Consider the following 11603-nt stretch of genomic DNA (forward strand, 5'->3'; position numbering starts at 1 on the left):
TTTACGTGTACTATATATAAAGGAAACAGAACGTTCAGGCTGATTGTTTGCTACTGTTTCAAGCATACTCATCATAGGTGTAATTCCTACTCCGCCGCTAATAAAAGTTACTGGAGCAGTTTCTTCCTTATTGAGCGTAAACTCCCCAGCAGGAGCGCTTATCTCCACTTTATCACCTATATTCATTTGTTTATGAAGATGTACGGATACTTTTCCTTCAGGATTGCTTTCGTCTTCTTTCTTTACGGAGATTCGGAATGCGTCTAAATCAGAAGCTTTAGATAGACTATATTGTCTGTTCATCAAATATTGTTCTCCTGGAATATTTACTCGTACAGTAATATATTGACCTGGTTCATAGGAAGGTAAGGCACCTTCGTCTGCAGGCTTAAAGTAAAATGAGGTAATATTATCGCTTTCCTTCATCTTATTAGTAATGATAAAGTCTTTAAAAAATCTCCAGCCACCTTCTTGATTTTCGGCTGCTACGTACATATCCTCTTCAATTCCTATAAAAGCATCTGCGATCACTCCATATGCTTCAGCCCATGCATTAATTATTTCGTCTGTTGCCGCATCGCCTAATACTTCTTTTATAGCTCCTAATAGATGTTGACCGACAATCGGATAATGTTCAGGCTTAATCCCTAAACTTACATGCTTTTGCCCAATCTGTTTTACGGCAGGAATAATAGCAGCTAAGTTATCAATATGAACAGCTGCGGCATAGACCGTATTAGCTAAAGCATTTTGCTGGCGACCTTTCTCTTGGTTTGCATGATTAAAAATATTTAATAGCTCTGGATGAGCTTCAAAAAGATTTCTATAAAATGTAGTTGTGATTGCTACTCCGTGTACTTCTAAGACAGGGACAGTGGATTTTACTATATCAATTGTGTGTTGGGATAACATATGCATCTGCACATCCTTTTCATTTTCAGCGCTATCCGTATGTGCCTGCATGACTTCTTCACAAGAGCATAAATAATAGCGCTTTGTTTTTATAAGTTCAACATACCCCTCATCAAAATTAAAAGCAATATATAAAATACATCTTTTAATCTTTGTAAATAAACAGTCACATTTCTTTCACGAGTTTGTCATAGTAGGTATAATGGAATGAATGGCGGTGTTAGTATGAGAATGACAATGTATACAGACTTTTCGCTTCGAGTATTGATCTATCTAGGAGCAAAAAACAAAGGCGACCTATCAACTATTAAAGACATTTCAGAAGCATATGGTATTTCTAAAAATCATTTAATGAAAGTGACTTATGATTTAGGGAAACTTGGGTATATTGAAACGATTCGTGGCAGAGGTGGCGGTATTCGTTTGGCTATGGAACCAGGGGAGATTAACATAGGACAAGTTGTACGGAAGACAGAGGATGATTTCCATTTAGTAGAATGCTTTGATTGTCAGGCAAATCGATGTGTCATAACTCCAGCTTGCGGGTTAAGGAGAGCTTTAAATAGAGCACTAAAAGCCTATTTAACGGTGCTAGACGAATATACACTTGCAGACTTTCTTAATAACAAGGATGTATTAGCAAATTTACTTTTCAATGATAGACAAGATATATGATAAAATAAGGTCGGAAAAAGATTTTTAGGAGGATTATTCATGGAAAAGGTACTAGTTTTTGGACATCAAAACCCTGATACAGATACAATTACTTCCGCTATTGTGTATGCATATTTAAAAAATGCAATTGGCGTAGAGGCTGAGGCAGTTCGTTTAGGCGAATTAAACAATGAGACTAAATATGCACTTGAGAAATTTGGGTTTGAAGCTCCGCGATTGATAAAAAATGTAGAAACGGAAGCGAAAAAAGTAATTCTAGTAGATCACAATGAAAAACAACAAAGTGCAATTGGAATAGAAGAAGTACAGATTACAGAGGTTATTGACCATCATCGTATCGCTAACTTTGAAACAGCAGATCCTTTGTATTATCGCGCAGAGCCAGTAGGGTGTACTGCTACGATTATTAATAAAATATTTAAAGAAAAAGGTATCGAAATACCATCTAACATTGCCGGCTTGATGCTATCCGCTATTGTTTCAGATACGTTATTATTTAAATCTCCAACGTGCACGGAAGAAGATATTACGGCTGCGCGTGAATTAGAAAAACTAGCAGGTGTAAATGTGGAAGAGTATGGCCTAGCTATGCTTAAAGCTGGAGCTGATCTTAGCGATAAGAGCCTAGAGGACCTACTTTCCTTAGATGCGAAAGAGTTCACTATGGGTGAACATAAGGTAATCATTGCTCAAGTTAATGCTGTTGATGTAAATGATGTGATGGGACGTCAAGAGCAATTAGAAGAATTGATTAACGTTGAAATTCAAGAAAAAGAATTAGACCTCTTCTTCTTTGTAGTAACAGATATCTTGAATAATGACTCCGTTGCTTTAGCGTTAGGGAAAATGGCATTAAAAGCGGAGGCAGCATTTAATGTGGCATTCGTTAATAATGTTGCATTATTAAAAGGAGTCGTTTCTCGTAAGAAGCAAGTAGTACCGGCATTAACAGAGGCATTAGCTGAATAAATATAAAAATTTCTAGTGTAGTTTCTAGGAATTAACATTGGAAAATACCCTAAGAGTAAAATCTCTTAGGGTATTTTTTTATAGTAGAGAAAAAGAGTTATCTCCGTCGTTGGATAGGTTGCAAAAATAGTTTTATTAATAACTAAGAACTAGTAAAAACAAATCTTTATCAGGGAAAAATAAAATTAATTTACGTTATTTTGTTTTTTGTAGGACAAATAGGGTATATAGCAAAGAGTATAAAATTAGGAGGGAAATAATATGGGGTGGCTTGAAACCGCTGTGGATGGGTTCAATAATATTTTATGGACTTATATATTGATTGCCTTGCTCGTTGGAGCAGGCCTTTATTTTACGTTTAGCACAAAATTTGTTCAGTTTCGTTTGTTTGGAGAGATGTTTCGTTTAATTACAGAGAAAAAAGAAGAAAAGGGTGGAGTTTCTCCCTTTCAAGCTTTTACAATTAGTACTGCATCTCGAGTAGGTACAGGTAATATAACGGGAGTGGCTTTAGCGATAGGTATTGGCGGGCCAGGGGCTGTATTTTGGATGTGGATCATAGCTATTATTGGTATGGCGACTGCATTTATTGAAAGTACTTTAGCGCAAGTATATAAGGTGAGAGACGGTAAAAACTTTCGTGGTGGTCCCGCATACTACATGGAGAAAGCACTAGGAAGTAGAAAGCTTGGAATTGTGTTTAGTATTCTTTTAATCTTGTGTTTTGGTTTTATATTTAATGCAGTTCAATCGAATACAATTGCTGCTTCTGTAGGAGAGGTATTTGATATTCCTCCTTATTTAATTGGAATCGTTTTAGTTATATTAACAGCAATTATTATCTTTGGCGGTGTACATAGGATTGTCCGTGTTACTCAGATAGTTGTTCCTGTAATGGCCCTATTCTATTTGGCTATTACTCTTTTTGTAGTTATTACAAATATTTCTGAAGTTCCAGGAGTATTCAAATTAATTGTTACACATGCGTTTGGTCTAGAGGAAGCTGTAGGCGGGACAATTGGAGCGGCAATCATGCAAGGAGTTAGACGTGGCTTATTTTCTAATGAGGCAGGGATGGGGAGTGTTCCAAATGCTGCTGCAACGGCAAGCGTATCTCATCCAGCGAAACAAGGTCTTGTTCAAAGTTTAGGTGTATTTTTTGATACAATTATCATTTGTTCAGCAACCGCATTTATTATTATTTTGGCAGGCCTTTATAGCACAGGTGAAGATGATGGGGTTGTTCTTACCCAGAACTCATTAGCTGTTCATGTTGGTGAATGGGCTCCTTACTTTGTAGCAATAGCTATTCTTTTCTTTGCCTTTAGTTCTGTTATGGGTAACTATTATTATGGGGAAACGAATATAGAATTTATGAATGCAAGCAAGGGATGGCTTACGGCTTATCGTTTTGTCGTATTAGGTATGGTCATGTTTGGTTCCATTGCACATGTTCAGCTCGTTTGGAGCCTAGCCGATCTGTTTATGGGATTAATGGCAACGCTGAATATAGCGGTCATAATCCTCTTGGGTAAAGTAGCCTTTAAGGTATTAGACGATTTTACAAGGCAACGAAAAAAAGGGGAAGATCCAGTCTTTTATGCAAAATCAATTCCAGGACTGAAAAATACAGAGTGCTGGGAAGAAGAAGATAGATAATCAGTAAAGAAGCTGGAAACATTCTCATAAAGGCTGCGAAAATTTTACGAACAGTAAAATTTCGCAGCTTTATTTTTATCTAATAATAATTATTTTGCCAAGAAGTCTTTGTATAAGGTGTTCTAGCCGTACCAACCTATTATAAAAACTAGTTGTATTTTACCTAATGCGTTTTGTAATAATATGGGACGGGTATCAAAGGATTAAGAGTTACTATCCATCAATTTACGTTCTGTGCAGCAACTTCATAAATAGAGTTTCATTTTAAATGCAGGATTATAATCAATCGACAAGCTTCAGCCATACACTAGTCCTATGGAAAAGCATCCCCTAGATTTAAAATCCATTCTACTCTCTTGTTAAAAACAAATAAATTTTATTATTCTCTTTGAATTGTTCGTGTTTATCCTTAAAAAAGGAATTTAGAAATGGATTCTGTTGAATAAACTTTCATGAATAGATAGACACTAGTATAAATAAAGGAGGAAACATAATGACAGAAAAGATATTACCAGGAAACTTAGAGTCTTATTGGTTAGCTAATAATGAACTCCCATTGTTTCCTAAATTAAATGAAAATATAGAAGTAGACGTATTAGTAGTTGGAGCAGGTTTAACAGGAATAACTGCTGCGTATTTATTAAGTAAAAGTGGTAAATCAGTAGCAGTTATAGAGGGAAGTAAAATTTTACATGGGACTACAGGTTTCACGACTGCAAAAGTAACTACCCAGCATGGACATGTCTACCAGCAACTGATCAATACCTTTAATGAAGAAAAAGCGAAGTTATACTATGAAGCACAGGTGGACGCTCTTAACTTCGTGGAACGTACTGTCTCCGATTTAGATATTAAATGTGATTTTGAAAAAGTGCCTGCCTACATATATGCAGATACGGAAGATGGAGTAGATACTGTTACAAAAGAAATGGACGCCTATCAGAAATTAGGTATTGGACCTGCTACTTTAACGGAACAAACAGAGCTTCCATATCAGGTGAAAAAAGCACTTAGGTTAGACAACCAAGGACAGTTTCATCCTGTAAAATATGCAAAAGCTTTAGTAGATCACTCAGTACAAAATGGGGTACATTTCTTTGAAGAGACTCGTGCTAAAGATCTTCTATCAGACAATATTGTTAAAACAGTAGACGGTCATAAGATAAAAGCGAAGAAAATTCTCGTTTGCAGTCATTATCCTTTTAATGATGAAAATGGTTTATATTTTACACGGTTAGAACCACACCGGTCTTATGTCATAGCCGCTCCTGCAGAAAAAAGCTCTCCGAAGGGTATGTACATTAATGTAGAGCAACCCACAAGGTCAATTCGTTCAGCCTTAGGATCAGACGGGAAAAGATATATTCTGTTGGGCGGAGAGGGTCATGTGACAGGAAGGCAGGAGGGAGATACTACTGCTAAGTATGAAACTTTAGCTGCCTATGGTCGGGAAAAGTTTAACTTTCAATCGTATAACTATCGATGGTCTGCACAAGATTTAGAAACATTAGATAAAGTCCCTTATATTGGTGTAATGACCTCTGACAAACCAGATGTATTAGTGGCCACTGGTTACCGAAAATGGGGTATGACTAACAGTGTAGTTGCTGCTCAAATTATGGTAGACAATGTATTAGGGAAAGAAAACCGGTTCGCAGAATTCTTTGCACCTACAAGATCAAAAATGAAAAAAGAAGATATTACTAAATTCACAAAAGCTAACGCGAGTGTTGCTAAGGAATTCGTTAAAGGTAAGACTGAAAAAGTAGATCTCCAACTTGAGGATTTAAAAGTAGGTACAGGTGATATTGTAAAAGTAGAAGGAAAAAAGGTAGGCGCATACAAGGACCAGGATGGAAAAGTGTATTTAGTTAAACCAGTATGCACCCATTTGGGTTGCGATGTTGCGTTTAATAATGCAGAGAGCTCTTGGGATTGTCCATGTCATGGTTCGCGCTTTAACTATAAAGGTGAGGTGCTGGAGGGACCAGCGTTCGAACCATTAAAAAGATTAAACTAAGAAGGCTAATGTTATTAGCCGTTATATAAGAGCCAAGAAAGTTATTTATACCTTCTTGGCTCTTTTTTTGTGTTGTTTTTCTTATTCCGGCTTTCAGATATCATTAGTATTGTCTTTCTAAAGTATATCGATTAAAATTATCGATATACATAAAGGAAGTGATCGATATAAAAAGGAGAAGAGGGTTTGTTCAGCTAGCGATACTACATTTGTTGGAGGAAGGTCCAAAGCATGGTTATCAGCTGATGAAGGAATTAGAAAGGCGAGCTGGAGGATTTTATTCAGCCAGTGCTGGGACCGTGTATCCAGCTTTGCAGGAATTGCTGGAGCAGGAAATGATTGAGTTGTTACTTGAATCAGAGAAGAAGATTTACTCTCTGGGTGACAAGGGGCAGTCTCGACTTAAAGAATACTCTAAACAAAAAACAGGAGATTTTTGGGACAATTGGCAAGCAAGATGGGAATGGCAAAATTCGTCGGAGGCCATTCTGCTTAAAGAGACACTCGATCTATGGGAGGAAGAATTAAGGAAAGCAGTAAAAGCCTCCAGAAAAGATAAGGAAAAAACAGTTCAGTTAACAGCTTTCATTCAATCTATAACAAAGCAGTTGCAAAAAGAAAATCTATAGAAGGGGGAGATAATATATGAAATCCCTACAAAAGCTGCTTCGTTATTTAAAACCATATACGGTTTTTGCTATATTAGCTCCTTTACTCATGTGTTTAGAAGTGGCAATGGATTTACTCCAGCCAACGATTATGCAGCATATTATCGATAATGGTATTGCGCAAAATGATAATGCCTATGTTATCCAGATGAGTATATTAATGCTCGTCACTGCATTTATCGGTTTAATAGGAGGAGCTGGTTGTACGGTTTATAGTTCCAAGGCTGCAGTCAATTTTGCTGCTGACATTCGGAGAGATGTCTTTCAAAAGACACAGCAATTTTCTAGTGGAAACACAGATACCTATGGTACCGGAAAGCTTATCACGATTGTGACAAATGATGTCACTTCAGTACAGCAGGCATTAATGATGACATTACGTATTTTCGTACGAGGACCATTGTTGTTTATAGGCTCAGTTATTATCGTATGGGTCACTGCAAGAGAGTTATTTCCAGTATTATTAGTGACTATACCTATTTTAATGGCATTTATTTATTTCTTCTCTTCCAGAACAGGCAAGCTTTTCGTCAAGGTTCAGAAGGCAATGGATAAAGTAAATACGAAGTTACAAGAGACATTTTCTGGTATTCGAGTTATAAAAGCATTTAATCGAAAGCATCATGAAATAGAATCTTTTAAAAATGTGAATGATACTTTGACTAAAAGAAATATGGCTGCAGAACAAGTCATCTTATCGCTAATGCCTGTCATGTTATTTATCGTAAACGTAGGTGTTGTTTTTGGGATGTGGATGGGTGCCATCAGAGTAGATGAAGGGACTATGCAGGTTGGAGTTATTCTAGCTTTTATCAATTATCTTAATATTATTATGAATGGTCTTATCTCAAGTAGTCATGTATTAATGCAAATTACTCGTTCCTTTACCTCAGCAAACCGTATTCAGCAAGTTTTAGATACGAATATTGAAATACAAGAGCCAGTAAATCCGATACATCAAACTTATGTAACTGGAGAAGTAGAATTTAACCAAGTTAACTTTAGCTATAGTAAAAACGGTGAATATGTCTTAAAGGACATCTCATTTCACGCGAATCCTGGAGATACAATTGGCATAATTGGATCAACAGGAAGCGGTAAGTCTACCCTAGTAAAGTTAATCTCTCGGTTATATGACCCAGACACGGGAATGATTCGAATAGGTGGTAAAGATATTAAGGAATATCCTTTAAAAGAGTTACGAAGTCTAATCGGATTTGTCCCTCAAAAGGCTACTTTGTTCTCTGGTACTATCGAAGAAAATTTACGCTATGGAAATGAAAATGCAGATATTAGACAGATGGAAAATGCAGCTCGCTCGGCAGTAGCCTACGAGTTTATCGAGAAGCTGGAGCAAGAATTTGAGCATGAGCTGATGCAGGGTGCAACCAATTTATCCGGAGGGCAGAAGCAACGCTTATCCATGGCGCGGGCTTTTATACGCCAGCCTAAGATTCTAGTTTTTGATGATTCTACATCGGCAGTAGATGCGTTGTCTGAAGCAGCAATACAAAAGACTTTAAAAGAACAGTACGGAGAAGCAACGGTGTTTATCATTTCTTCTAAAATATCTTCTATCATTGATGCCGATCAAATATTAGTCATTGACGATGGTCGTATTGAAGCTACTGGCTCACACGATGAGCTTTTGCAGACTAGTAAGGTATATAGAGAGATTTATGAAACGCAAAGTGGGAAGGGGGTCCTTTCAGATGAATAAAGCATCCACTCAACCACCCAATGCCATGGGAAGGGCTCGTGGTCCAAGAGGATTCGGAGGCCCTGTGGTCAAGGCAAAGGATAGTAAAGGCACCATTAAGAGAATATGGGGTTACTTAGAGAAACAAAAAATAGCTCTCATCGCAGCAAGCGGCTTTGTTATTGTATCCACCTTGCTAAATTTACTTGCACCATACCTTATCGGAGTCATAATTGATGACTATATTATTCCTAAGGATTTAAATGGAACTCTTCGTTTCTTAATATTTTTAGCATTAGTATATACAGCATCTTCGATATTCACTTGGCTACAAACATTTTTAATGGTGCGCGTGTCGCTAAAAACCATCCAAACACTACGCCAGGAATTGTTTATTAAATTCCAAACCTTATCATTACGATTTTTTGATAAACGGACACATGGAGATCTTATGAGTCGTGTGACGAATGATATAGAGAGCTTAAATAATGCATTGAGTCAAAGCGTTATCCAAATATTTTCTTCCATTCTGATGGTAAGTGGAGTGGCTATCGCAATGTTTGCATTAAACTGGATATTAGCGATTGTATCACTGCTAATCATTCCGCTAATCATTTTTACTACGAAAAAAATTATCAAATATAGCAGCAGTAACTTTATAAAAAGACAGCGAGATTTAGGAGAGTTGAATGGTTTTATAGAGGAAGCAATCTCAGGTAATGAGGTTATTACTCTTTTTGGACAAGAAGAGAATACGTTTAATAAATTTTCAACTGTAAATGAAAGGCTGCGAGGCTCCGCCATGGCAGCTGATACAGTATCCGGATTTTTAGGTCCAATCAATAACTTCATCAATAATCTTGGACTTGCGCTAATTATCGGAGTAGGGGCAGTAATGACAGTACAAGAGATGGCGACAGTTGGAATTATTGCTGCTTTTGTTACCTATTCTCGTCAATTCTTCCGTCCAATTAACCAGCTATCTAACTTACTTAACACTTTTCAATCTGCGATAGCAGGGGCCGAAAGGGTATTTGAGATTATGGATGAATCACCAGACATGCAGGACAAGGGAAATGCTTTAGATATAAAATCCTTCAAGGGGGATGTACAATTTTCTCATGTAAACTTCTCCTATGAAAAGGAAGCCCCAATCCTAAAGGACATAACCTTTCAGGTAAAGGCAGGAGAGAAGGTTGCATTAGTTGGTCCCACTGGATCCGGCAAAACAACTATTATAAATCTACTTATGCGCTTTTATGATATTGATTCCGGAAGTATACAAATAGATGGGGTTAACATTCATAACTATAAAATTAGCCAGCTCCGAGAAAAAATTGGAATCGTTCTTCAAGATACGTTCTTGTTTTCCGGAACAATTATGGAGAATATTCGCTATGGACGTTTAAATGCTTCAGATGAGGAAGTTGTAGCTGCAGCCAAAATGGCATCTGCTCATAGTTTCATCAAGCACTTGCCAGACCAGTATGAGACAATCATCACCTCCGGTGGCTCAAGTCTTAGCCAGGGTCAGAGACAGCTTCTAGCGATTGCTAGAGTAATATTGGCGGATTCGGACATTCTCATATTAGATGAAGCTACTTCTAGTATAGATACGAAGACAGAGATTGAGATTCAGCGAGGATTAAATAGGTTATCGGAAGGACGAACCAGCTTTGTGATTGCACATCGCCTAAAAACGATAGAAAACGCTGATCGAATATTGGTTATCCATCATGGGACGCTAATTGAATCTGGAACACATGAGGAGTTACTTCGGAAAAAAGGGTTCTACTATGACCTATATGAAAGTCAATTTAATATTTAATATAAAAATCTGTGAGGCTTGTCAATGGCCTCACAGATTTTTTTAAAATTAAAAGTATTTTAGAACTATTAACTTTAGGTGCCTAAAGTGAAATATAAGTCGAATTATACAACAAAAGATATAAACCTTAGTATGAAAGTAGCTAATTTTTTTTACGTTTTAGAGCTATTTTCAATAGAGACTTTCACAACTTAAAGAAGTAGCTTTTAGTACAAGAATGTTCAATAATTAAGATAAGAAAAAAAAGGAACTGAGGTGAAAAGAATGGAGAGAACGTTTTCGGTCAAACTATTATTTGAACATATTTCCTCGCCTGAATCTATGCCTAATAAAACATTTGAAGAAACCATCAACATCGTTCGAGCACCTAGATTTGAAGATGTAGATCGTTTAGTAAAGGAACATTTTAAAGACGTCACTTATACCAATGCCTTTGGAGAAAAGACAATAATAAAATTAGTGATGATTCTTGATGTTTTCGAAATGGTTGACAAAATTGAAGAATCACTAGAATTTGCAGAAGTCTACAGCCACCATATAATCCTCGATGAAGCAGCTCACCTAGATAGAACTTATTGAAAAGAAGATAAAAAAGGCCCTCAGTTGATAGAACTGAGGGCCTTATACTATTTACTAACGTAGCCTGTGGACTTTAAACCAAAATACGGAATCGGCGATATCCATTCTATGCACTATGCCCACAGGTAAACCTTCGACTTTTGATGGACTTCTCTGTTCCCATAAGAGTAGTTTCTCCCGTAACGAAATTCAACTAGAGATCTCTAATATAAAACTTGTGAGTACTATATGTTTTGCATTGAAGAGATAAGGGGAGAGGGTTGGAGATGTATGCGATTGAAAGGTAGCTTGTATTAGGATTAAATATCATCAAAAATTGAAAAAAGTCATCAGTTTATAAAACTGATGACTTTTTTGTGTAAATATTAAAGAAATTTAGAAACAGGTTTAATTGAAGTGATTGATGGTTTGTCTTCTAATGAAAGAACTGAACCACCCACTGTACATAATCCTAATGCAACCACACAAATAACTCCAACAAATAATTTTTTCACAATAATTCCTCCCAATTAGATACTTTTGATTGTTTTATATGATAATTAAAACCTTGTTCATAAAAGATGGTAGCTTGCTTATATTGCTTCTCATTAGCCA

At 36.7% G+C, this 11603-nt stretch carries 10 protein-coding genes; 8 read left to right on the forward strand and 2 right to left on the reverse strand.

All coding sequences use genetic code 11. The features are described from left to right. Nucleotides 1-912 (reverse strand): NO-inducible flavohemoprotein (gene hmpA, locus AC06OU_RS02740; RefSeq protein WP_475853829.1); only part of this gene is annotated, 912 nt, incomplete at its 3' end. A 225-nt stretch (nt 913-1137) separates the two neighbouring features. Here hmpA and AC06OU_RS02745 point away from each other — a divergent pair. From AC06OU_RS02745 to AC06OU_RS02780, 8 genes are all read left to right on the forward strand, one after another. Then, complete coding sequence (locus tag AC06OU_RS02745; protein ID WP_298470888.1) at nt 1138-1587, forward strand: Rrf2 family transcriptional regulator; 450 nt, start codon at nt 1138-1140, stop codon at nt 1585-1587. Nucleotides 1588-1626: 39 nt separating this feature from the next. Next, the gene (locus AC06OU_RS02750; RefSeq protein ID WP_475853817.1) at nt 1627-2556 is read left to right on the forward strand and encodes a manganese-dependent inorganic pyrophosphatase; all 930 of its coding nucleotides are present in this window, start codon (nt 1627-1629) and stop codon (nt 2554-2556) included. Nucleotides 2557-2817: 261 nt separating this feature from the next. Then, nucleotides 2818-4215, forward strand: a complete 1398-nt coding sequence (locus AC06OU_RS02755; RefSeq protein WP_475853819.1) for an alanine/glycine:cation symporter family protein — start codon at nt 2818-2820, stop codon at nt 4213-4215. Between the two features lie 493 nt (nt 4216-4708). Beyond that, nucleotides 4709-6235, forward strand: a complete 1527-nt coding sequence (locus AC06OU_RS02760) for an FAD-dependent oxidoreductase (protein WP_298470893.1) — start codon at nt 4709-4711, stop codon at nt 6233-6235. Nucleotides 6236-6393: 158 nt separating this feature from the next. Beyond that, nucleotides 6394-6864, forward strand: coding sequence for a PadR family transcriptional regulator (locus tag AC06OU_RS02765; protein WP_475853821.1), 471 nt, complete (start codon nt 6394-6396; stop codon nt 6862-6864). Between the two features lie 16 nt (nt 6865-6880). After that, nucleotides 6881-8623 (forward strand): ABC transporter ATP-binding protein, encoded by a 1743-nt coding sequence (locus AC06OU_RS02770; RefSeq protein ID WP_475853823.1) that lies wholly within the window; start codon nt 6881-6883, stop codon nt 8621-8623. Further along, the gene (locus tag AC06OU_RS02775) at nt 8616-10430 is read left to right on the forward strand and encodes an ABC transporter ATP-binding protein (RefSeq protein ID WP_475853825.1); all 1815 of its coding nucleotides are present in this window, start codon (nt 8616-8618) and stop codon (nt 10428-10430) included. The genes AC06OU_RS02770 and AC06OU_RS02775 overlap by 8 nt, the downstream gene beginning before the upstream one ends. A 264-nt stretch (nt 10431-10694) precedes the next feature. Then, the gene (locus AC06OU_RS02780; protein ID WP_169358504.1) at nt 10695-11009 is read left to right on the forward strand and encodes a DUF4288 domain-containing protein; all 315 of its coding nucleotides are present in this window, start codon (nt 10695-10697) and stop codon (nt 11007-11009) included. Between the two features lie 365 nt (nt 11010-11374). On the opposite strand, the gene AC06OU_RS02785 is transcribed toward AC06OU_RS02780, so the two are convergent. Then, nucleotides 11375-11503, reverse strand: coding sequence for a hypothetical protein (locus tag AC06OU_RS02785; protein ID WP_475853827.1), 129 nt, complete (start codon nt 11501-11503; stop codon nt 11375-11377). Nucleotides 11504-11603: the final 100 nt, after the last annotated feature.

Source organism: Psychrobacillus sp. (assembly GCF_056205495.1).

Coding starts and splice junctions, on each gene's coding strand:
- AC06OU_RS02745 (WP_298470888.1), top strand. CDS start 1,138: ATGAGAATGACAATGTATACAGACTTTTCGCTTCGAGTATTGATCTAT.
- AC06OU_RS02750 (WP_475853817.1), top strand. CDS start 1,627: ATGGAAAAGGTACTAGTTTTTGGACATCAAAACCCTGATACAGATACA.
- AC06OU_RS02755 (WP_475853819.1), top strand. CDS start 2,818: ATGGGGTGGCTTGAAACCGCTGTGGATGGGTTCAATAATATTTTATGG.
- AC06OU_RS02760 (WP_298470893.1), top strand. CDS start 4,709: ATGACAGAAAAGATATTACCAGGAAACTTAGAGTCTTATTGGTTAGCT.
- AC06OU_RS02770 (WP_475853823.1), top strand. CDS start 6,881: ATGAAATCCCTACAAAAGCTGCTTCGTTATTTAAAACCATATACGGTT.
- AC06OU_RS02775 (WP_475853825.1), top strand. CDS start 8,616: ATGAATAAAGCATCCACTCAACCACCCAATGCCATGGGAAGGGCTCGT.
- AC06OU_RS02780 (WP_169358504.1), top strand. CDS start 10,695: ATGGAGAGAACGTTTTCGGTCAAACTATTATTTGAACATATTTCCTCG.